The sequence below is a fragment of the Pseudomonas sp. TE21394 genome (assembly GCF_054057835.1).
On the sequence record NZ_JBSRZR010000001.1, the window covers coordinates 1,894,394 to 1,916,966 of the forward strand.

The 22,573-nt window shown below is 59.7% G+C and carries 20 protein-coding genes; 18 read left to right on the top strand and 2 right to left on the bottom strand.

What is annotated here, in order from left to right; genetic code table 11:
* Nucleotides 1–55 precede the first annotated feature (55 nt).
* The 17 genes from mnmE (at nt 56) to glmS (ending at nt 17,816) form a co-directional block, all read left to right on the top strand.
* Complete coding sequence (gene mnmE, locus ACVWZT_RS08775) at nt 56–1,426, top strand: tRNA uridine-5-carboxymethylaminomethyl(34) synthesis GTPase MnmE (protein WP_457468986.1); 1,371 nt, start codon at nt 56–58, stop codon at nt 1,424–1,426.
* Between the two features lie 596 nt (nt 1,427–2,022).
* On the top strand, nt 2,023–3,915 hold the full coding sequence (gene mnmG, locus ACVWZT_RS08780) for a tRNA uridine-5-carboxymethylaminomethyl(34) synthesis enzyme MnmG (RefSeq protein WP_296234940.1): 1,893 nt from the start codon (nt 2,023–2,025) through the stop codon (nt 3,913–3,915).
* Nucleotides 3,912–4,562 carry a 16S rRNA (guanine(527)-N(7))-methyltransferase RsmG gene (rsmG, locus tag ACVWZT_RS08785; RefSeq protein ID WP_457468987.1) on the top strand — a complete coding sequence of 217 codons (651 nt, stop codon included), beginning with the start codon at nt 3,912–3,914 and terminating at the stop codon, nt 4,560–4,562. Before mnmG ends, rsmG begins: the two co-directional genes overlap by 4 nt.
* Nucleotides 4,563–4,580: 18 nt before the next feature.
* Entirely contained in the window at nt 4,581–5,372 is a 792-nt protein-coding gene (locus ACVWZT_RS08790; protein WP_060499722.1) for a ParA family protein, read from the top strand.
* Between the two features lie 9 nt (nt 5,373–5,381).
* Nucleotides 5,382–6,254 (top strand): ParB/RepB/Spo0J family partition protein, encoded by an 873-nt coding sequence (locus tag ACVWZT_RS08795; RefSeq protein WP_296234942.1) that lies wholly within the window; start codon nt 5,382–5,384, stop codon nt 6,252–6,254.
* Between the two features lie 148 nt (nt 6,255–6,402).
* Nucleotides 6,403–6,810 carry a F0F1 ATP synthase subunit I gene (locus ACVWZT_RS08800; protein WP_008092225.1) on the top strand — a complete coding sequence of 136 codons (408 nt, stop codon included), beginning with the start codon at nt 6,403–6,405 and terminating at the stop codon, nt 6,808–6,810.
* Nucleotides 6,811–6,826: 16 nt separating this feature from the next.
* Complete coding sequence (gene atpB / locus ACVWZT_RS08805) at nt 6,827–7,696, top strand: F0F1 ATP synthase subunit A (protein WP_225779822.1); 870 nt, start codon at nt 6,827–6,829, stop codon at nt 7,694–7,696.
* A 144-nt stretch (nt 7,697–7,840) separates the two neighbouring features.
* A complete protein-coding gene (gene atpE / locus ACVWZT_RS08810) occupies nt 7,841–8,098 on the top strand; it encodes a F0F1 ATP synthase subunit C (RefSeq protein ID WP_003097235.1) in 258 nt (85 codons plus the stop codon).
* Between the two features lie 57 nt (nt 8,099–8,155).
* Nucleotides 8,156–8,626, top strand: coding sequence for a F0F1 ATP synthase subunit B (locus ACVWZT_RS08815; RefSeq protein WP_023383136.1), 471 nt, complete (start codon nt 8,156–8,158; stop codon nt 8,624–8,626).
* Between the two features lie 12 nt (nt 8,627–8,638).
* Nucleotides 8,639–9,175, top strand: coding sequence for a F0F1 ATP synthase subunit delta (locus tag ACVWZT_RS08820; protein ID WP_043214190.1), 537 nt, complete (start codon nt 8,639–8,641; stop codon nt 9,173–9,175).
* Between the two features lie 21 nt (nt 9,176–9,196).
* A complete protein-coding gene (gene atpA, locus ACVWZT_RS08825) occupies nt 9,197–10,741 on the top strand; it encodes a F0F1 ATP synthase subunit alpha (protein ID WP_186671700.1) in 1,545 nt (514 codons plus the stop codon).
* A 48-nt stretch (nt 10,742–10,789) separates the two neighbouring features.
* The gene (gene atpG / locus ACVWZT_RS08830) at nt 10,790–11,650 is read left to right on the top strand and encodes a F0F1 ATP synthase subunit gamma (protein ID WP_186671701.1); all 861 of its coding nucleotides are present in this window, start codon (nt 10,790–10,792) and stop codon (nt 11,648–11,650) included.
* Nucleotides 11,651–11,677: 27 nt separating this feature from the next.
* Entirely contained in the window at nt 11,678–13,054 is a 1,377-nt protein-coding gene (gene atpD / locus ACVWZT_RS08835; protein WP_170033980.1) for a F0F1 ATP synthase subunit beta, read from the top strand.
* A gap of 44 nt (nt 13,055–13,098) precedes the next feature.
* Nucleotides 13,099–13,524 carry a F0F1 ATP synthase subunit epsilon gene (locus ACVWZT_RS08840; protein WP_023383131.1) on the top strand — a complete coding sequence of 142 codons (426 nt, stop codon included), beginning with the start codon at nt 13,099–13,101 and terminating at the stop codon, nt 13,522–13,524.
* Nucleotides 13,525–13,637: 113 nt separating this feature from the next.
* Nucleotides 13,638–15,005 (top strand): bifunctional UDP-N-acetylglucosamine diphosphorylase/glucosamine-1-phosphate N-acetyltransferase GlmU, encoded by a 1,368-nt coding sequence (glmU, locus tag ACVWZT_RS08845; protein ID WP_457468988.1) that lies wholly within the window; start codon nt 13,638–13,640, stop codon nt 15,003–15,005.
* 195 nt (nt 15,006–15,200) lie between these two features.
* Complete coding sequence (locus ACVWZT_RS08850; RefSeq protein ID WP_457468990.1) at nt 15,201–15,977, top strand: DeoR/GlpR family DNA-binding transcription regulator; 777 nt, start codon at nt 15,201–15,203, stop codon at nt 15,975–15,977.
* 3 nt (nt 15,978–15,980) lie between these two features.
* Nucleotides 15,981–17,816, top strand: a complete 1,836-nt coding sequence (gene glmS / locus ACVWZT_RS08855; RefSeq protein ID WP_457468991.1) for a glutamine--fructose-6-phosphate transaminase (isomerizing) — start codon at nt 15,981–15,983, stop codon at nt 17,814–17,816.
* 309 nt (nt 17,817–18,125) lie between these two features.
* On the opposite strand, the gene lpdA is transcribed toward glmS, so the two are convergent.
* Complete coding sequence (gene lpdA, locus ACVWZT_RS08860; protein ID WP_296234946.1) at nt 18,126–19,526, bottom strand: dihydrolipoyl dehydrogenase; 1,401 nt, start codon at nt 19,524–19,526, stop codon at nt 18,126–18,128.
* Nucleotides 19,527–19,733: 207 nt separating this feature from the next.
* Between lpdA and cfaB the strand changes: the two genes are divergently transcribed.
* Nucleotides 19,734–20,918, top strand: a complete 1,185-nt coding sequence (gene cfaB / locus ACVWZT_RS08865; protein ID WP_457468992.1) for a C17 cyclopropane fatty acid synthase CfaB — start codon at nt 19,734–19,736, stop codon at nt 20,916–20,918.
* Between the two features lie 122 nt (nt 20,919–21,040).
* Here cfaB and cls read toward each other — a convergent pair whose 3' ends face one another.
* The gene (gene cls, locus ACVWZT_RS08870) at nt 21,041–22,480 is read right to left on the bottom strand and encodes a cardiolipin synthase (RefSeq protein WP_457468993.1); all 1,440 of its coding nucleotides are present in this window, start codon (nt 22,478–22,480) and stop codon (nt 21,041–21,043) included.
* Nucleotides 22,481–22,573 lie beyond the last annotated feature (93 nt).

The window sequence follows — 22,573 nt, forward strand, 5'->3', positions numbered from 1 at the left end:
CCCCCTAGTGGGGCGTTTTTGCTATCTGTCGTTTTTGTCGTAGAGGCTTTCGAGCATGAACACTGTGCGTGAAACCATCGCCGCCATCGCCACCGCCCAGGGCCGCGGCGGTGTCGGTATTGTCAGGTTGTCCGGACCTCTGGCTGCCAAGGCCGGGCAGCTGATAACCGGCCGTACGCTGACCCCGCGCCATGCGCACTATGGCCCGTTCCGCGACGAGGAAGGGATGGTGCTGGACGAAGGGATCGCCCTGTTCTTCCCCGGACCGAATTCGTTCACCGGTGAAGATGTGCTCGAACTGCAGGGCCACGGTGGCCCGGTGGTCCTGGACATGTTGCTGCAGCGCTGTGTACAAGTTGGCTGCCGTTTGGCCCGTCCGGGCGAATTCAGCGAGCGCGCGTTCCTCAACGACAAACTCGACCTGGCCCAGGCCGAAGCCATCGCTGACCTGATCGAGGCCAGCTCAAGCCAGGCGGCACGCAATGCCCTGCGTTCACTGCAGGGGGAATTCTCTAAGCGTGTGCATGCCCTGACCGAAGCGTTGATTGCCCTGCGTATTTACGTCGAGGCGGCGATCGACTTCCCTGAGGAGGAGATCGACTTCCTGGCCGATGGCCACGTCCTGTCGATGCTCGATGCGGTACGCCAGGAGTTGTCCACAGTGCAGCGCGAAGCCGGGCAGGGCGCCTTGTTGCGTGAGGGCATGACCGTAGTCATCGCTGGGCGACCGAATGCCGGTAAATCGAGCCTGCTAAACCAACTGGCCGGGCGGGAAGCTGCGATTGTCACCGATATCGCCGGTACCACCCGGGACATCCTGCGCGAACATATCCACATCGATGGCATGCCGCTGCATGTTGTCGATACCGCTGGTCTGCGCGACACCGACGACCATGTGGAAAAGATCGGTGTGGAACGCGCACTGAAAGCCATTGGCGAGGCCGACCGAGTTCTGCTGGTGGTGGACTCGACCGCACCCGAAGCCAGCGATCCCTTCGCACTGTGGCCAGAATTTCTCGACCAGCGGCCAGACCCAACCAAGGTCACGCTGATCCGCAACAAGGCCGACCTGAGTGGTGAGCGGGTAGCGCTGGAACAATGCGATGACGGCCATGTGACGATAACCCTCAGCGCCAAAGGCGACGACGCAGGGTTGCAACTGTTGCGTGATCACCTGAAGGCCTGCATGGGCTATGAGCAGACCGCCGAAAGTGGTTTCAGCGCCCGTAGGCGCCATCTGGAGGCCCTGCGCCAGGCCAGCGAGCATCTGGAGCATGGCCATGCCCAGCTGACCCTGGCGGGTGCAGGTGAGCTGCTGGCAGAAGACCTGCGTCAAGCGCAGCAGGCCTTGGGCGAGATAACCGGGGCATTCAGTTCGGACGACCTGCTTGGGCGGATTTTCTCCAGCTTCTGCATCGGCAAGTAATCCACAGCCAGGCTAGGCCAAGAGCCGCTCCTTCGGGAGCGGTTTTTTTTGCCTGAATTTACAGGAGCGGGGAATGCCGGCGTAGAAGAGCTCGCCAAGTCCGGCTTTTCCGCGGCTGTAACGATGTTGTTGCTGGCTCGCCCGCTTTCACCTTGTCCGGAGCTGGCCGCTACCTCCTCGATTTTCCCACACCCAGCCCGGAATACTCACTCAGGAGCCCTGTGGAAAACTCCCCTTCAGCTCCGTTGATAAGCAGGCTGTTTTTCTGAGGACAAACCCGCCTGTGGGTAAAGTGCCTTTTAATCCACAGGCTAAATCACGTTATCCATAGCCCTCAGGGCGCTCCAGCCACAGGGTTTAATTTCTCTCTATGCTGCGTGAATAAAGGCCCGTAGCCGTTTATCCACAGATAGGGCTGTGCATAAGAATAAACATAAAAACAAAGCTTTTTTAAATTTCTCCTCTTTGATTTCTGTTGTCTGCCACTCATCCACAGACTGGTCAAAATTTGCTCAGACGGTTTCTTTAAAGGGGGTTAAGTCCCTATACTTGTCGGCTTACCTTCTCTATTCGCAAAAACAGGCACGAGGTGCGTGGTGGATTTCCCTTCCCGTTTTGAAGTGATCGTCATCGGCGGCGGCCATGCCGGTACCGAGGCTGCGCTTGCGTCAGCACGCATGGGTGTGAAAACCCTGCTGCTGACCCATAACGTGGAAACCCTCGGTCACATGAGCTGCAACCCCGCCATTGGCGGTATTGGCAAAAGCCATCTGGTCAAAGAGATCGATGCGCTCGGTGGCGCCATGGCGTTGGCCACCGACAAGAGCGGCATCCAGTTCCGTGTCCTGAACAACCGCAAGGGCCCGGCCGTACGCGCTACCCGTGCACAGGCCGACCGCGCCATCTACAAGGCAGTGGTACGTGAAATTCTGGAAAACCAGCCAAACCTGTGGATATTCCAGCAATCCTGCGACGACCTGATCGTCGAACAGGATCAGGTCAAAGGCGTTGTTACCCAGATGGGCCTGCGTTTCTTCGCCGACTCGGTGGTACTGACCACCGGTACCTTCCTCGGCGGTCTTATCCACATAGGCCTGCAGAACCATTCCGGCGGTCGCGCCGGTGATCCGCCTTCGATCGCCCTGGCCCACCGGATGCGTGAACTACCGCTGCGCGTTGGCCGCCTGAAAACCGGTACTCCGCCACGCATCGACGGCCGTTCGGTGGACTTTTCGGTCATGACCGAACAGCCGGGCGATACGCCGATCCCGGTGATGTCGTTCATGGGCAATGCCGAAATGCATCCGCGCCAAGTGAGCTGCTGGATTACCCATACCAATGCCCGCACCCACGAGATCATTGCCTCGAACCTCGACCGTTCGCCGATGTACTCGGGTGTGATCGAAGGGGTCGGCCCGCGCTACTGCCCGTCGATCGAAGACAAGATCCACCGCTTCGCCGACAAGGAAAGCCACCAGGTGTTCATCGAGCCGGAAGGCCTGACCACCCATGAGCTGTACCCCAACGGTATTTCCACTTCGCTGCCGTTCGACGTGCAGCTGGAACTGGTGCGTTCGATCCGCGGCATGGAAAACGCCCACATCGTGCGCCCAGGCTATGCCATCGAGTACGACTACTTCGACCCGCGTGACCTCAAGTACAGCCTCGAGACCAAAGTCATCGGCGGCCTGTTCTTCGCTGGCCAGATCAACGGCACCACCGGTTACGAAGAAGCCGGCGCCCAGGGCCTGCTGGCCGGTACCAACGCCGCCCTGCGGGCGCAGGGCCGTGAAAGCTGGTGCCCGCGTCGCGACGAGGCCTACATCGGTGTACTGGTCGACGACCTGATCACCCTGGGTACCCAGGAGCCGTACCGCATGTTCACATCACGTGCCGAGTACCGCTTGATCCTGCGTGAGGACAACGCCGACTTGCGTCTGACCGAAAAGGGCCGTGAACTTGGCCTGATCGACGACCAGCGCTGGGCCGCCTTCTGCGCCAAGCGCGACGGCATCGAGCGTGAGGAACAACGCCTGAAATCGACCTGGGTACGGCCAAATACCGAACAAGGCCAGGCCATTGTGGATAAGTTCGGTACCCCACTCAGCCACGAATACAGTCTGCTCAACCTGCTGGCCCGCCCGGAAATCGACTACGCCGGGCTGATCGAGGCGACTGGCGGTGAAGCGATCGATCCACAGGTCGCCGAACAGGTCGAGATCCGCACCAAGTACGCCGGCTATATCGATCGCCAGCAGGATGAAATCGCTCGCCTGCGTGCCAGCGAAGACACGCGCCTGCCTGTGGATATCGATTACTCGAGCATTTCCGGCCTGTCCAAGGAAATTCAGGGCAAGCTGGGCCAGACCCGTCCGGAAACCCTGGGCCAGGCGTCGCGTATCCCTGGGGTAACCCCGGCAGCGATCTCCCTGTTGCTGATTCACTTGAAGAAACGCGGCGCTGGCCGCGAATTGGAGCAAAGCGCTTGAGTTCCCTGGTCACCCCGCAACACGCTGAAGAGTTGTCCACAGGTGCGCGCCAGCTCGGTGTCGAGCTGAGTGCCGAGCATCATGCAAAACTGCTCGGCTACCTGGCCCTGTTGATCAAATGGAACAAAGCCTACAATCTGACCGCCGTCCGCGACCCTGACGAAATGGTGTCGCGTCATCTGCTCGATAGCCTCAGCGTCATGCCGTTTATCCACAGCGAACGTGGCAACTGGCTGGATGTCGGCAGTGGCGGCGGTATGCCTGGCATTCCGTTGGCTATCCTGCATCCACACAAACGGGTGACGGTGCTGGATGCCAATGGCAAGAAGACGCGCTTTCTGACCCAGGTGAAAATGGAACTCAAGCTGGACAACCTCACGGTTATCCACAGCCGGGTCGAGGCCTTCCAGCCGGCACCACCGTTCGACGGGATCATTTCCCGCGCGTTCAGCAGCATGGACAACTTCACCAACTGGACCCGCCACCTGGGCGACACCGGGACGCAATGGCTTGCAATGAAGGGGCTGCATCCTGCCGATGAACTGGTAGCATTGCCCGCAGACTTCACAGTGGAAAGCGAGCAGGCCCTGACCGTTCCGGGTTGCCAGGGCCAGCGCCATCTGCTGATACTGCGCCGCAAGGCATGACTGGGAACACACGCAACAATGGCTAAGGTATTCGCAATCGCGAACCAGAAAGGTGGTGTAGGCAAGACCACCACCTGTATCAATCTCGCTGCCTCGCTGGCCGCAACCAAGCGTCGTGTGCTGCTGATCGACCTCGATCCGCAAGGCAACGCCACCATGGGCAGCGGTGTGGACAAGCACGAGCTCGAGCACTCGGTCTACGACCTGTTGATCGGGGAATGCGACCTGGCCCAGGCCATGCATTACTCCGAACACGGTGGTTTCCAGTTGTTGCCGGCAAACCGTGACCTGACCGCCGCCGAAGTGGTGCTTCTGGAAATGCAGGTCAAGGAAAGCCGCCTGCGCAACGCCCTGGCACCCATCCGCGACAACTACGACTACATCCTCATCGACTGCCCGCCGTCGTTGTCGATGCTGACGCTCAACGCCTTGGTCGCCTCGGATGGCGTGATCATCCCGATGCAATGCGAATACTATGCGCTGGAAGGTCTCAGCGACCTTGTGGATAACATCAAGCGCATTGCTGCCCGGTTGAACCCCGAACTGAAGATCGAAGGTCTGTTGCGGACCATGTACGACCCGCGTCTGAGCCTGAACAACGATGTCTCGGCGCAGCTGAAGGAACACTTTGGACCGCAGCTTTACGACACGGTCATTCCGCGCAACATTCGCCTGGCCGAAGCCCCCAGCTTCGGCATGCCGGCCCTGGCCTACGACAAGCAATCTCGCGGCGCGCTGGCCTATCTGGCCCTGGCCGGGGAACTGGTCCGCCGCCAACGCCGTCAATCCCGCACTGCACAAACAACTTAAGGAATCCGTATGGCCGTCAAGAAACGGGGTCTCGGACGTGGGTTGGATGCACTGCTCAGTGGTCCTTCCGTCAGCGCGCTCGAAGAGCAGGCTGTGAAGGTCGACCAGAAAGAACTGCAAAACCTGCCCGTCGAGCTGATCCAGCGTGGCAAGTACCAGCCGCGCCGGGACATGGACCCTGAGGCGCTGGAAGAGCTTGCGCATTCGATTCGCAACCATGGCGTGATGCAGCCGATCGTGGTGCGCCCGATTGGTGACGACCGCTACGAGATCATCGCCGGTGAGCGTCGCTGGCGTGCTACCCAGCAGGCTGGGCTGGACAAGATTCCGGCCATGGTCCGCGAAGTGCCCGACGAAGCTGCCATCGCCATGGCGCTGATCGAGAATATCCAGCGTGAAGACCTCAACCCGCTGGAGGAAGCCCTGGCACTGCAGCGCCTGCAGCAGGAGTTCGAGCTCACTCAGCAACAGGTGGCCGACGCCGTGGGCAAGTCGCGGGTAACCGTGGCCAACCTGCTGCGCCTGATCACCCTGCCTGATGCGATCAAGACCATGCTTGCCCATGGTGACCTGGAGATGGGCCACGCACGTGCACTGCTCGGGTTGGAAGAACATCGTCAGGAAGAGGGGGCGCGTCATGTTGTCGCACGTGGCCTCACCGTGCGCCAAACCGAGGCACTGGTTCGTCAGTGGCTCAGCGACAAGCCTGATCCGGTCGAACCGAGCAAACCTGATCCGGATATCGCGCGCCTTGAACAGCGTCTCGCAGAGCGCCTGGGCTCGGCGGTGCAGATTCGCCATGGCAACAAGGGCAAAGGCCAGCTGGTTATTCGCTACAACTCGCTTGACGAGTTGCAAGGCGTGCTTGCTCACATCCGCTGAAACAATTCCTGTTGTAGCGTGCAACCGGAAATCACTACGAAGAGTTGAATAGGGGTTAATCCACCCCTATACTCTGCGCGCATTTTGTCGGCACAAATTATGCCAAGTCATAGCTGACTTGTTGGTCGACTTCCGAGGAGCAGTTGTGATGGAAATCCGCACGCCAAACCGCCTGCCTTTCCATCGCTGGGCGGTTTTTCCGGTACTGCTGGCTCAATTTGTCGTACTGCTGCTGGCAACCTTGGTGTTGTGGCAGTGGAAAGGGGCGGTCAGTGGATATTCAGGCCTTTGCGGAGGCTTGATTGCCTGGCTACCCAATGTGTATTTCGCCTGGAAGGCTTTTCGCTTCAGCGGAGCACGGGCGGCACAAGCCATCGTCAAGTCGTTTTACGCTGGCGAGGCAGGCAAGATGATTTTGACGGCAGTGCTTTTTGCACTGACCTTCGCAGGAGTGAAACCATTGGCGCCGCTAGCAGTATTCGGCGTCTTCGTGCTGACCCTTTTGGTCAGCTGGTTCGCGCCCCTGCTGATGAATAAAAGACTTTCGAGACCTTAGGGCGTTTGAGGCAACCATGGCAGCAGAAACCGCTTCGGGCTATATCCAGCACCACTTGCAGAACCTGACCTACGGTCAACTACCAGACGGCAGCTGGGGCTTCGCCCATTCGGCTGCAGAAGCCAAGGCAATGGGCTTCTGGGCGTTCCACCTGGACACCCTGGGTTGGTCCGTCGCGCTGGGTCTGATCTTCCTGTTCATCTTCCGCATGGCGGCCCGGAAGGCGACTTCCGGCCAACCTGGCGGCTTGCAGAACTTCGTTGAAGTGCTGGTGGATTTCGTCAACGGCAGCGTGAAGGACTCCTTCCACGGCCGTAGCCCGGTAATCGCCCCGCTGGCGCTGACCATTTTCGTCTGGGTGTTCCTGATGAACGCCATCGACCTGGTACCGGTCGACTGGATTCCTCAGCTGGCCATCCTGATCTCCGGTGATCCGCACATCCCGTTCCGCGCCGTGTCGACCACCGACCCGAACGCGACCCTGGCCATGGCCTTCTGCGTGTTCGCCCTGATCATCTTCTACAGCATCAAGGTCAAGGGCCTGGGTGGCTTCATCGGTGAGCTGACCCTGCACCCGTTCGGCAGCAAGAACATCTTCGTGCAGATCCTGCTGATTCCGGTCAACTTCCTGCTGGAATTCGTCACCCTGATCGCCAAGCCGATCTCGCTGGCACTGCGTCTGTTCGGCAACATGTACGCCGGCGAACTGGTGTTCATCCTGATCGCCGTGATGTTCGGCGCCGGCATCCTGTGGCTCAGCGGCCTGGGTGTGGTGCTGCAGTGGGCGTGGGCTGTGTTCCACATCCTGATCATCACCCTGCAAGCCTTCATCTTCATGATGCTTACCATCGTCTACCTGTCGATGGCTCACGAAGATAACCATTAAGACCGCCTGGCGTGTCTGATAGCCTTCCCCGCTCGTTTGGGGGGAGGGCTTAAAAAGTCCGCAAGGGCATGCTGTACCAAACGATTTGTTTTACCGCTTCAAACTAAAAACCTAACCAATACGACGTAAAAGTCGGGAGGAAAGATGGAAACTGTAGTTGGTCTGACCGCTATCGCTGTTGCTCTGCTGATCGGCCTGGGTGCTCTGGGTACCGCCATTGGTTTCGGCCTGCTGGGCGGCAAGTTCCTGGAAGGCGCTGCTCGTCAGCCTGAGATGGTTCCGATGCTGCAGGTCAAAATGTTCATCGTTGCCGGTCTGCTCGACGCCGTAACCATGATCGGTGTTGGTATCGCTCTGTTCTTCACCTTCGCGAACCCCTTCGTTGGTCAGATCGCCGGCTAATCACTCGTTTCCACGAGTTGATTGGTGTGATGGACAAAGACCGAGCGAGGTGTTGGCGTGAACATTAATGCAACCCTGATTGGCCAATCCGTTGCTTTTCTGATTTTTGTACTCTTCTGCATGAAGTATGTATGGCCTCCGGTCATCACTGCCCTGCAAGAGCGCCAAAAGAAGATTGCCGACGGCTTGGACGCTGCCAACCGCGCAGCTCGCGACCTGGAGCTGGCCCAAGAGAAAGCGGGTCAGCAACTGCGTGAAGCAAAGGCACAGGCAGCCGAAATCATTGAGCAAAGCAAGAAACGCGCTGCTCAGCTTGTCGAGGAGGCCCGTGAACAGGCTCGCGTCGAAGCTGACCGTGTGAAGGCTCAGGCTCAAGCCGAGATCGAACAGGAACTGAACAGCGTCAAAGACGCCCTGCGTGCCCAAGTGGGTGCCCTGGCTGTTGGCGGTGCTGAAAAGATCCTTGGCGCCACAATCGATCAAAACGCGCATGCGGAGCTGGTTAACAAACTGGCCGCTGAAATTTAAGCGAGGGCGATCATGGCAGAACTGACCACGTTGGCCCGACCTTACGCTAAGGCTGCCTTTGAGCATGCCCAGGCCCATCAGCAACTGGCCAATTGGTCAGCCATGCTCGGCCTGGCTGCTGCGGTGTCGGAAGACGACACCATGCAGCGCCTGCTCAAGGCCCCGCGACTGACAAGCGCAGAAAAGGCCGCCGCATTCATTGAAGTGTGCGGTGACAAGTTCGATGCACAGGCACAGAATTTCATTCATGTTGCCGCGGAAAACGACCGTCTCCTGCTCCTGCCGGAGATTGCCGCCCTGTTCGACCTGTACAAGGCCGAGCAAGAGAAATCCGTGGACGTGGAAGTCACCAGTGCTTTTGCGTTGAACCAAGAACAGCAAGACAAACTCGCCAAGGTTCTCAGTGCACGGCTCAGCCGGGAAGTGCGCCTGCACGCGTCGGAGGATGCCAGCCTGATCGGCGGCGTCGTCATCCGCGCCGGCGACCTGGTAATCGATGGCTCGGTTCGCGGCAAGATCGCGAAACTGGCCGAAGCATTGAAATCTTGAGTTTGAAGGGGCAGCAGAGCAATGCAGCAACTCAATCCTTCCGAAATTAGTGAAATCATCAAGGGTCGCATCGAGAAGCTCGATGTCGGCTCCCAAGCCCGTAACGAAGGTACCGTCGTAAGCGTTTCCGACGGTATCGTACGGATCCACGGTCTGGCCGACGCTATGTACGGCGAAATGATCGAGTTCCCGGGCGGCGTATACGGTATGGCACTGAACCTGGAGCAAGACTCCGTTGGTGCGGTGGTACTGGGTGCGTACACCTCCCTCGCCGAGGGCATGAGCGCCAAGTGCACCGGTCGCATCCTGGAAGTTCCGGTCGGCAAAGGCCTGCTGGGCCGCGTCGTCGACGCTCTGGGTAACCCGATCGATGGCAAAGGTCCTCTGGCCACCACCGAAACCGACGCGGTCGAAAAGGTCGCTCCGGGTGTGATCTGGCGTAAGTCGGTAGACCAGCCTGTACAGACTGGCTACAAGTCGGTTGACGCCATGATCCCGGTTGGCCGTGGCCAGCGCGAGCTGATCATCGGTGACCGTCAGATCGGTAAGACTGCCATGGCGGTCGACGCGATCATCAACCAGAAAAACAGCGGCATCTTCTGCGTATACGTGGCCGTAGGCCAGAAGCAGTCGACCATTGCCAACGTTGTGCGCAAGCTGGAAGAAGCCGGCGCCCTGGCCAACACCATCGTTGTTGCCGCCAGCGCCTCGGAATCGGCCGCGCTGCAGTTCCTGGCGCCTTACGCCGGCTGCACCATGGGCGAATACTTCCGTGACCGCGGTGAAGACGCCCTGATCGTATACGATGACCTGTCCAAGCAGGCTGTTGCCTACCGTCAGATCTCCCTGCTGCTGCGCCGTCCGCCAGGACGTGAAGCCTACCCAGGTGACGTGTTCTATCTCCACTCCCGTCTGCTGGAGCGTGCATCGCGCGTTTCGGAAGAATACGTCGAGAAGTTCACCAACGGCGCAGTCACTGGCAAGACCGGTTCCCTGACCGCCCTGCCGATCATCGAAACCCAGGCTGGCGACGTTTCCGCGTTCGTTCCGACCAACGTGATTTCCATCACCGACGGTCAGATCTTCCTGGAATCGGCCATGTTCAACTCGGGCATCCGTCCTGCAGTTAACGCCGGTGTTTCGGTATCCCGCGTAGGTGGTGCCGCTCAGACCAAGATCATCAAGAAGCTGTCCGGTGGTATCCGTACCGCTCTGGCTCAGTACCGTGAACTGGCTGCATTCGCCCAGTTCGCTTCTGATCTGGACGAAGCGACCCGCAAGCAGCTGGAGCATGGTCAGCGCGTTACCGAGCTGATGAAGCAGAAGCAGTACGCGCCAATGTCCATCGCGGACATGGCCCTGTCGCTGTACGCCGCTGAGCGTGGCTTCCTGACCGACGTAGAAGTCTCCAAGGTCGGCAGCTTCGAGCAAGCTCTGATCGCCTACTTCAACCGTGATCACGCCGAACTGATGGCCAAGATCAACGTGAAGGGTGACTTCAACGACGAAATCGATGCTGGCATGAAAGCTGGTATCGAGAAGTTCAAGGCCACCCAGACCTGGTAAGCCGCAGCGGGGGCCCTGGCCCCCGCTTGCTAACCTGATAGGTGATACATGGCAGGCGCAAAAGAGATCCGCAGTAAGATTGCGAGCATCAAAAGCACGCAAAAAATTACCAGCGCCATGGAAAAAGTGGCGGTCAGCAAAATGCGCAAGGCACAACTGCGCATGGCTGCTAGCCGTCCCTACGCGGAGCGTATCCGCCAGGTGATCGGTCATCTGGCCAACGCCAACCCGGAATACCGCCACCCGTTCATGATCGAGCGCCCTGTAAAGCGCGCCGGTTATATCGTGGTGAGCAGTGACCGTGGTCTGTGCGGTGGCTTGAACACCAACCTGTTCAAGGCCCTGGTCAAGGACATGAACGAAAACCGCGAACAGGGCGTTGAAATCGACCTGTGCGTGATCGGCAGCAAGGGTGCGGCATTCTTCCGCAACTTTGGCGGCAACGTCGTAGCCGCGATCAGCCACTTGGGCGAAGAGCCATCGATCAACGATCTGATCGGCTCCGTCAAAGTGATGCTGGACGCCTACCTGGACGGCCGCATCGATCGCCTCTCGGTGGTTTCGAACAAGTTCATCAACACCATGACCCAAAAACCGACGGTCGAGCAATTGGTACCGTTGGTGGCAACCCCGGATCAGGATCTCAAGCATCACTGGGACTACCTGTACGAACCCGACGCAAAAGAGCTGCTGGACGGCTTGATGGTGCGTTACGTGGAGTCGCAGGTGTACCAGGCGGTGGTCGAGAACAACGCTGCTGAACAAGCGGCCCGGATGATCGCCATGAAGAACGCCACAGACAACGCCGGTGATTTGATCAGCGAACTCCAGCTGATCTACAACAAGGCGCGTCAGGCTGCGATCACCCAGGAGATCTCGGAAATCGTCGGCGGCGCTGCCGCGGTTTAACGGTTCACATATTCAGAGGATCCAGCTATGAGTAGCGGACGTATCGTTCAAATCATCGGCGCCGTCATCGACGTGGAATTCCCACGTGACGTCGTGCCGAGTGTTTACAACGCGCTGAAAGTACAAGGCGCGGACACCACCCTGGAAGTTCAGCAGCAGCTGGGCGACGGCGTGGTTCGTACCATTGCAATGGGCTCGACCGAAGGCCTGAAGCGCGGTCTGGATGTCGTCGACACCGGCGCTGCCATCTCCGTTCCTGTTGGTAAGGCCACCCTGGGCCGCATCATGGACGTTCTGGGCAACCCGATCGACGAAGCCGGCCCGATCGGCGAAGAAGAGCGTCGTGGTATTCACCAGAAGGCACCTTCCTTCGCTGACCAGGCAGGCGGCAACGACCTGCTGGAAACCGGCATCAAGGTTATCGACCTGGTTTGCCCGTTCGCCAAGGGTGGTAAGGTTGGTCTGTTCGGTGGTGCCGGTGTTGGCAAGACCGTCAACATGATGGAACTGATCCGTAACATCGCCATCGAGCACAGCGGTTATTCCGTGTTCGCCGGTGTGGGTGAGCGTACTCGTGAGGGTAACGACTTCTACCACGAGATGAAGGACTCCAACGTTCTCGACAAAGTAGCACTGGTCTACGGTCAGATGAACGAGCCACCAGGAAACCGTCTGCGCGTAGCGCTGACCGGCCTGACCATGGCTGAGAAGTTCCGTGACGAAGGTAACGACGTTCTGCTGTTCGTCGACAACATCTACCGTTACACCCTGGCCGGTACCGAAGTATCCGCACTGCTGGGCCGTATGCCTTCCGCAGTAGGTTACCAGCCGACCCTGGCCGAAGAGATGGGCGTTCTGCAAGAGCGTATCACTTCGACCAAAGAAGGTTCGATCACCTCGATCCAGGCCGTATACGTACCTGCGGACGACCTGACCGACCCGTCGCCAGCCACCACCTTCGCCCACCTGGACGCCACCGTCGTTCTGTCCCGTGACATCGCTTCCCTGGGTATCTACCCGGCGGTCGACCCACTGGACTCGACTTCGCGCCAGCTGGACCCGAACGTGATCGGCAACGAGCACTACGAAACTGCCCGCCAGGTTCAGTATGTTCTGCAGCGCTACAAAGAGCTGAAGGACATCATTGCGATCCTGGGTATGGACGAACTGTCCGAAGCCGACAAGCAATTGGTAGCCCGCGCTCGTAAGATCCAGCGCTTCCTGTCGCAGCCGTTCTTCGTGGCCGAAGTCTTCACCGGTTCGCCAGGCAAGTACGTTTCCCTGAAAGACACCATCGCTGGCTTCAGCGGCATCCTCAAAGGTGACTACGACCACCTGCCAGAACAAGCGTTCTACATGGTCGGCAGCATCGACGAAGCGATCGAGAAAGCCAAGAAACTGTAATCCCGGCGCCCCGAAAGGGGCGCTAATCAGGTTGAGGCAAGCAGATGGCTATGACAGTCCATTGCGATATCGTCAGCGCGGAAGGAGAAATCTTCTCTGGTCTGGTCGAGATGGTGGTTGCGCACGGCAACCTGGGCGATCTGGGTATCGCTCCAGGCCATGCGCCGCTGATCACCAATCTGAAGCCAGGTCCGATCACGCTGACCAAGCAGGGCGGCGAGCGCGAGGTGTTCTACATCTCCGGTGGCTTCCTGGAAGTGCAGCCGAACATGGTCAAGGTACTCGCCGATACCGTGCAACGTGCAGCCGACCTGGACGAAGCCTCCGCTCAGGATGCCGTCAAGGCAGCTGAGAAGGCCCTGCATGAGAAAGGCGCGGATTTCGACTACAGTGCCGCATCCGCACGTCTGGCCGAGGCCGCAGCTCAGCTGCGTACCGTCCAGCAGATCCGCAAGAAGTTCGGCGGTTAATTCCGCAGGCTTCATGTAGATTGAGAACAAGGGTAGCCATCGGCTACCCTTTTTCTTTTTTGTAAACCATAAAACCGGTCATTCCACTGACCGCCCAGGATTGGTAGCCAGTAATGTCACTCGATATCGTTATTCTCGCTGCCGGCCAAGGCACCCGCATGCGCTCGGCGCTGCCCAAGGTGCTGCACCCGGTAGCCGGCAATTCCATGCTCGGCCATGTTATCCACACTGCGCGTCAGCTTCAGCCGCAAGGTATCCACGTGGTCATTGGCCATGGAGCCGAGCTGGTACGCGAGCGCCTGGCCGCTGACGATCTTGATTTCGTCATGCAGGACAAGCAGCTGGGCACCGGTCATGCGGTTGCCCAGGCATTGCCGGCCCTCACTGCCGACACCGTGCTGGTGCTATATGGCGACGTGCCTCTGATCGAGGTGGAAACGCTGCAGCGGCTGCTGGCCAAGGCCAACCCCCAGCAACTGGGCCTGCTCACGGTCACTCTGGAAGATCCGACCGGTTATGGCCGTATTGTGCGGGACGAGCACGGCAAGGTGACCGCTATCGTTGAGCACAAGGACGCCAACGATGCGCAGAAAGCGATCAAGGAAGGCAACACTGGCATTCTGGCCCTGCCGGCCGCCCGGCTGGCGGACTGGATGGGGCGTCTGTCGAACAACAATGCCCAGGGCGAGTACTACCTGACCGATGTCATTGCCATGGCAGTGGCCGATGGCCTGGTGGTGGCTACCGAACAGCCGCACGACCCGATGGAAGTGCAAGGCGCCAATGACCGTCGCCAGCTGTCCGAGCTGGAACGTCACTACCAGTTGCGCGAAGGCCGTCGCTTGATGGCCCAAGGGGTGACCCTGCGCGACCCGGCACGCTTCGATGTCCGCGGTGAAGTGACCGTCGGCCGCGACGTGCTGATCGACATCAATGTGATTCTCGAAGGCAAGGTCGTCATCGAGGATGACGTACAGATCGGCCCGAACTGCGTGATCAAGAATACTACCCTGCGCAAAGGCGCAGTGGTCAAGGCCAACAGCCACCTTGAAGGCGCCGTGATGGGCGAGGGCAGCGACGCCGGCCCGTTCGCCCGCCTGCGCCCGGGCAGCGTGCTGGACGCCAAGGCCCATGTGGGTAACTTCGTCGAACTGAAAAACGCCCATTTGGGCGAAGGAGCCAAGGCCGGGCACCTGACCTATCTGGGTGATGCCGAAATCGGCGCGCGTACCAACATTGGTGCCGGCACTATCACCTGCAACTACGATGGGGCCAACAAGTTCAAGACCGTGATGGGCGAAGACGTCTTCATCGGCTCGAACAACTCGCTGGTCGCGCCAGTGGAAATCCAGACGGGTGCTACCACTGCAGCCGGTTCGACCATCACCCAGACCGTTGAAGCTGGCGACCTGGCGGTGGCCCGGGCGCGCCAGCGCAACATCGCGGGCTGGAAGCGACCAGAGAAGATCAAGAAAAGCTGAGTTATACACAGCTGTTTTGATGGAAAGCCGACTTATGTGAATAAGTCGGTTTTTTTATTAGCAGTGCACCCTTTCTGAAGAATGTCGTTCCAACTGGGTGCCCATTTGTCCCTGAGCTTTATCCACAGCTTGACGAATCGTCCGTCTTAGGTTTTGATTGCCTTCATTATCTTTCGAACCGAAACTTAAGCGCTCATGTCGAAACGAAACACTCCACAGCGCAGGCACAACATTCTGGCGTTGCTCAGCGAGCAGGGCGAGGTGAGTGTTGACGCCTTGGCCAAGCGTTTCGCCACCTCGGAAGTTACCATTCGCAAGGACCTCGCCGCCCTCGAGACCAATGGTCTGCTGCTACGCCGCTACGGTGGCGCAGTTCCGGTGCCGCAAGAGCTGCTCGGTGAACCCGCCCAGCCTGTGTCTTCCTATAAAAGGGCGATAGCACGTGCCGCCGTCGGGCGCATTCGCGAACATGCGCGGATCATCATCGACAGCGGCAGCACCACCGCAGCCATGATTCCCGAACTGGGGCGCCAGCCTGGCCTGGTGGTGATGACCAATTCGCTGAACGTTGCACGTGCCATCTGCGACCTCGAACACGAACCGGTGCTGTTGATGACGGGCGGAACCTGGGACCCTCATTCCGAATCGTTCCAGGGCCAGGTGGCCGAGCAGGTATTGCGTTCCTACGATTTCGACCAGCTGTTCATCGGTGCCGACGGCATCGATCTCGGCCGTGGCACCACCACGTTCAACGAGTTGCTCGGGCTGAGCCGGGTCATGGCCGAAGTTGCCCGTGAAGTGATCGTGATGGTCGAGTCGGACAAAGTGGGGCGCAAGATCCCCAACCTCGAGCTGCCCTGGGGCAGCGTACACACCCTTATTACTGACGAGCGCCTGCCCGCAGCGGCACGCGAACAAATTCAAGCCCGCGGCATCAACCTGATCTGCGCCGCGATCAGCCAGGAGCAATAAACCATGTGTGGAATCGTTGGTGCCGTAGCCGAGCGCAACATCACAGCCATCCTGATCGAAGGTCTCAAGCGTCTTGAGTACCGCGGGTACGACAGCGCCGGCCTGGCCGTGCTCACTTCGAGTGGTGAATTGCAGCGCCGCCGTCGTATCGGCAAGGTCAGCGAACTGGAGGCCGCGGTTGCTGCCGAACCGCTGTCTGGCCAGCTGGGCATCGCCCACACCCGCTGGGCCACCCACGGTGCGCCAACCGAGGGCAATGCCCACCCGCACTTCTCGAACAATGAAGTGGCCGTGGTGCACAACGGCATCATCGAGAACCATGAAGAACTGCGCGAAGAGCTGAAGGGCCTTGGCTATGTCTTCACTTCGCAGACCGATACCGAAGTCATCGTCCACTTGATCCACCATACCCTGAAGACCACCCCGGACCTGACCGATGCGCTGAAGGCCGCTGTGAAGCGCCTGCGTGGTGCCTACGGCCTGGCGCTGATCAGTGCCAGCCAGCCTGACCGCCTGGTAGCGGCCCGCAGCGGCAGCCCGCTGGTCATCGGCCTGGGCCTGGGTGAGAACTTCCTTGCCTCCGACCAGCTGGCCCTGCGCCAGGTCACCGACCGCTTCATGTACCTGGAAGAGGGCGACATCGCCGAAATTCGCCGTGATCAGGTTTCCATCTGGGACCAGGACGGCCACAAGGTCCAGCGCGAAACCGTGCAGTACCACGAAGGTGCCGAAGCCGCCGACAAGGGAACCTACCGTCACTTCATGCTCAAGGAAATTCACGAGCAGCCAAGCGTGGTGCAGCGTACCCTGGAAGGCCGCCTGGGCAAGGACAGCGTGATGGTCCAGGCCTTCGGCCCGCAGGCTGCTGAACTGTTCGCCAAGGTGCGCAACGTGCAGATCGTTGCCTGCGGCACCAGCTATCATGCTGGCATGGTCGCCCGTTACTGGCTGGAAAGCCTGGCCGGCATCCCGTGCCAAGTTGAAGTGGCCAGCGAGTTCCGCTACCGCAAGGTAGTGGTGCAGCCAGACACGCTGTTCGTCTCCATTTCGCAGTCTGGGGAAACCGCCGATACCCTGGCCGCGCTGCGTAACGCCAAGGAGCTGGGCTTCCTCGGCAGCCTGGCAATCTGCAACGTGGGCATCAGCTCGCTGGTGCGTGAGTCGGACCTGACCCTGCTTACCCTGGCTGGCCCGGAAATCGGCGTGGCCTCGACCAAAGCCTTCACCACCCAGCTGGTATCGCTGATGCTGCTGACCTTGGCCCTGGGCCAAGTGCGGGGTACCCTGGAAGCCGGGGTCGAAGCCGGGCTGGTAGAGGAGCTGCGTCGCCTGCCGGCACGCCTGGGTGAAGCGTTGGCCATGGATGCAACCGTCGAGAAAATCGCCGAACTGTTCGCCGACAAGCACCACACCTTGTTCCTCGGCCGCGGTGCGCAATACCCGGTAGCAATGGAAGGTGCGCTCAAGCTCAAGGAAATCTCCTACATCCATGCTGAAGCTTACCCGGCTGGCGAACTGAAGCACGGCCCGCTGGCCCTGGTGGACAATGACATGCCAGTGGTCACCGTGGCGCCGAACAATGAACTGCTGGAAAAGCTCAAATCCAACCTGCAGGAAGTGCGTGCGCGTGGTGGTGAGCTGGTGGTGTTCGCCGACGAACAGGCTGGCATGACCAACGGCGAAGGTACCCACGTGATCAAGGTGCCGCACATTGCGGACGCCTTGGCACCGATTCTCTACACCATTCCGCTGCAGTTGTTGTCGTACTACGTTGCAGTGCTCAAGGGCACTGACGTGGACCAGCCGCGGAATCTGGCGAAGTCGGTTACGGTCGAGTAAGGCGCAAGCCGGGGGCGATCAATGCTGTGGTTGCACCGGCTAGCCCAAGTCCAGCTTTCGGGCTGGACTGCGGTAGCAGAAACAGAGTCCTCTCGGTCCTTGAATCAAGGATTCATAGGTCTGCTCCTCGATTTAGCCCCAAACACCCCGGTGTCTTCTGGCGATGCAACTGGAAGGCACTGGCAATGCACTCCTGCTGACGGAACACCGCCCAACAACATTCCAAGCACAACGCCGCTCAGGCCAATGCAGGGCCATAGCAGCCTCGGGTCGTGAAAGGGCCGCAATGCAGCCCCTCGCAGCCCAGCCTCAGATCTGCATCGCCATGCCATCCACATTCATCGCTGCCTGGCGCAAGGCCTCGGAGCGGGTCGGGTGGGGGTGGCAGGTGAGGGCGATGTCCTCTGCCGAGGCCGAGAATTCCATGGCCACGCAGAACTCACCAATCATCTCGCTGACACTTGGGCCGACCAGGTGAACCCCCAGCACTTCATCGGTCTGGGCATCAGCGATGACCTTGGCGAAACCTTCGGTCTCATGGTTGATCTTGGCACGGCTGTTTGCAGTGAAGGGGAACTTGCCGACCTTGTAGGCACGGCCTTCGGCCTTGAGTTGCTCTTCGGTCTTGCCCACGCTGGCCAGCTCCGGGCGCGTGTAGATCACACCCGGGATAAGGTTGTAGTTGACCTCATGGGGCTTGCCGGCGATGCGTTCGATGCAGGCCACCGCTTCGTCTTCGGCCTTGTGCGCCAGCATCGGGCCAGAAGTGACGTCGCCAATGACCCAGATTCCCGGCACGGACGTGCGGTGGTTGTCGTTGCCGAGCATGCCGCGCTGGTCGGTTGCCAGGCCCACGCTTTCCAGGTTCAGCCCTTGGGTATAGGGACGGCGGCCGATGGCAACCAGTACGTAGTCGGCCTGCAGCGTTTCTGCGTTGCCGCCAGCGGCGGGCTCCAGGGTCAGGCTGACGCCTTCTGCGCTGGCGTTGGCCTGGGTCACCTTGCTGCCCAACTTGAACACCATGCCTTGCTTGGCCAGTGCCTTCTGCAGGGTCTTGGCGGTTTCCTCGTCGGTGCCCGGGCAGATGCGGTCGAGGTATTCGATGACCGTTACCTGGCTGCCCAAGCGTCGCCATACCGAACCCAGCTCTAGGCCGATGACGCCGGCACCGATGACTATCAGGTGCTTGGGTACCTGTGGCAGCGACAGTGCGCCGGTCGAGTCGATGATGCGCTGGTTGTCAATGGTCACGCCTGGCAACGGTGTCGGCTCGGAGCCAGTGGCAATCACGATGTCCTTGGCCTGTAATGCAGTTTCGCTGCCGTCCTCGGCCTTGACCACGACCTTGCCAATGCCATCCAGGCGACCCCAGCCCTTGATCCAGTCAACCTTGTTCTTGCGAAACAGGTACTCGATGCCCTTGGTCAGGCCGGTCACGCTCTCGTCCTTCTGCTTCATCATCTGGCCGAGGTTGAGGTTAGGTTTTACCTCGATACCGAGGTGAGCAAATTCGCCACCGCTGGCGGCTTCGTAGAGCTCGGACGCATGCAGCAATGCCTTGGAAGGCATGCAACCGACGTTCAGGCAGGTGCCGCCGAGGGTCGAGCGGCCTTCCACGCAGGCAACGCTCAGGCCTAGTTGGCCGGCACGGATGGCTGCGTTGTAGCCGCCAGGGCCGCCGCCAATGATCACCACGTCATAGGATTTCATGGGTTCAACTCCAGGATGAAGAAGTGGGCTAGGGGCACAAGGGTAAGCTGAGATGTGCGAATTGTATACAATCTGCAGGCTAGGTAAGATCAGCTGGTTCTAGACCATGGTCTCGTATAAAGGAAACATCCCACGAATGAACTACTCTGTTCCGGCGACGTTCGAAATTTAAGGCGTCGTGGCCAAATACGGACAGGAGGGTCGTTCATGCTTGCGCAACTTCCACCGGCACTGCAGAGCCTGCATCTGCCGCTGCGGCTGAAACTGTGGGACGGTAACCAGTTCGATCTGGGGCCCAGCCCGCAGGTCACAATCCTGGTCAAGGAGCCACAGCTGATCAGCCAGTTGAGCCACCCAAGCATGGACCAGTTGGGCACGGCATTCGTCGAGGGCAAGCTGGAGCTGGAAGGGGATATCGGTGAAGCCATACGCGTGTGCGATGAGCTGAGCGAAGCGCTGCTGACCGAGGAGGATCAGGCGCCACCGCAACGGCAAGCCCACGACAAGAGCACTGACGCCGAAGCCATTTCCTACCACTATGACGTTTCCAACGCGTTCTACCAGTTGTGGCTGGATCAGGACATGGCCTACTCGTGCGCCTATTTCCGCGAGCCGGACAACACGCTCGATCAGGCGCAGCAGGACAAGTTCGATCACTTGTGTCGCAAGTTGCGCCTGGACGCCGGCGACTATCTGCTCGACGTTGGCTGTGGCTGGGGTGGGCTGGCGCGTTTCGCTGCCCGTGAGTATGGCGCCAAGGTGTTCGGCATCACCTTGAGCAAGGAGCAGCTGAAGCTCGGCCAGGAGCGTGTCAAGGCAGAAGGCCTCGACGGCAAGGTCGAACTGAAGATCCTTGACTACCGTGACCTGCCGCAGGACGGCCGCTTCGACAAGGTGGTCAGCGTTGGCATGTTCGAGCATGTGGGCCACGCCAACCTGGCGCTGTATTGCAATAAGCTGTTCGGTGCCGTGAGGGAAGGCGGCCTGGTGATGAACCACGGCATCACCGCCAAGCACGTCGATGGCCGCCCGGTCGGGCGTGGTGCTGGCGACTTCATCGACCGCTACGTGTTCCCTCATGGCGAACTGCCGCACCTGTCGATGATCAGTGCCAGCATTTGTGAAGCGGGATTGGAAGTGGTAGACGTGGAAAGCTTGCGTCTGCACTACGCCAAGACCCTGCACCACTGGAGCGAGAACCTGGAAAACCAGCTGCACAAGGCCGCGGATCTGGTGCCTGAGAAGACTTTGCGCATCTGGCGCCTGTACCTGGCCGGGTGTGCCTACGCCTTCGAAAAGGGCTGGATCAACCTGCACCAGATTCTGGCAGTGAAGCCATACGCCGATGGGCATCACGACCTGCCCTGGACGCGTGAAGACCTTTATCGCTGACTTTGCCTGCTTCACCGTGGGGCGGGTTTACTCGTGAAAGCGCCAGTGATTGTACCGGCGTATTTACGCGTATACCCGTTCCCGCAAGGCTCGTGACGCGCAGCAGAAATTGCGTCCACTCCTTACAGGATCGGCGAAATCAGCCGCGCTATCCGCATCCCCAGTTGCTGTAGCCGATGGGTGTCACGGCTGTCCTCCGCGGTTATTTCCCGGGCCTGTTCAAAGTCATTGATCAACATGGTCTCGACCTGGTCGGCGAAGCTGCGGTCTACCGTCAACAGAGTTATTTCGAAGTTCAGGCGGAACGAGCGGTTATCGAGGTTGGCACTGCCGATCGCGCTGATCTCGTCATCCACCAGCACCACCTTCTGGTGCAGGAAGCCGGGTTGGTAGCGGAACATGCGCACCCCGGCACGCACCGCTTCGAAGGCAAACAGGCTGGACGCGGCATAGACGATGCGGTGATCGGGGCGTGACGGTATCAACACGCGTACGTCTACCCCGCGCAGTACCGCCAGGCGCAACGCGGCGAATACCGCTTCGTCGGGGATGAAGTACGGGCTGGTGATCCACACTCGCCGGGTGGCTGAATGAATCGCTTCGATGAAGAACAACGAGCAGGTTTCCTGTGGGTCTGCCGGACCACTTGCCAAGGCCTGACAGAGCACGCCGTCGTCCGGGTAGGCGTCCGGCAGGATCAGTGGAGGCAACTGGCGCGTGGCCCAATACCAATCCTCGGCGAATGACTCTTGCAGGCACGCCAACACCGGCCCGGTGATCTGGACATGGGTATCGCGCCAGGGCGAGAGCTGCGGGCGTGCGCCCAGGTATTCATCGCCCACGTTATGGCCACCGACGAAACCAAGCAGGCCATCCACCACCACGATCTTGCGGTGGTTGCGAAAGTTTACCTGGAAGCGGTTGAACCAGCCTCGGCGAGTGGCAAAGGCATGGATCTGCACACCACCTTCACGCAAGACCTGACTGTAGCTTGCCGGCAGGGCGTGGCTGCCGACCCGGTCGTACAGGACGAATATCTGCACGCCTTCGGCAGCCTTGCGCAGCAGCAGTTGCTGCAGCGCCTTACCGAGGCTGTCGTCGTGGATGATGAAGAACTGGACCAGCACCACATCGCGGGCTTTTTCGATGGCAGTGAAGATGGCATCGAACGTTGCTTTCCCGTCGATCAGCAGCTTCACCTGGTTGTTCGCCAGGCAAGGCATGCGGCCAAGCTTGGGCATGGCACGCAAGGCTGCGTAGCTTTCCGACTCGCGGGCGGTGAGAGCCTCTTCTACCCATGGCCGCCAGTTCAGGTTGGCCATGGCAACGTGCATTTCCTGGTTGGCTTGGCGCCTGGCCTTGATGTAGGCATAGAACGAGCGTGCACCGAAAACCAGGTAGGGAATCAAGGTGAGGTAGGGAATGAAGAACAATGGCATGGCCCAGGCAATTGCACCTTGGGCAGTGCGCACGGTGAATAGTGCATGAAGTGCTGCGACGATACCCAGCAGGTGAATCAGGCCGAGTAGATAACCGAAGAAGTAGGGGCTGTGGTAATCCATATGCATCCTGCTTGCCGAGTATACATTGAGTAACAGAACACGTTCCCGCTCTGCCTTGCAACCTGCAGGTGGATTTGGCGTCTAAGGCTCAGC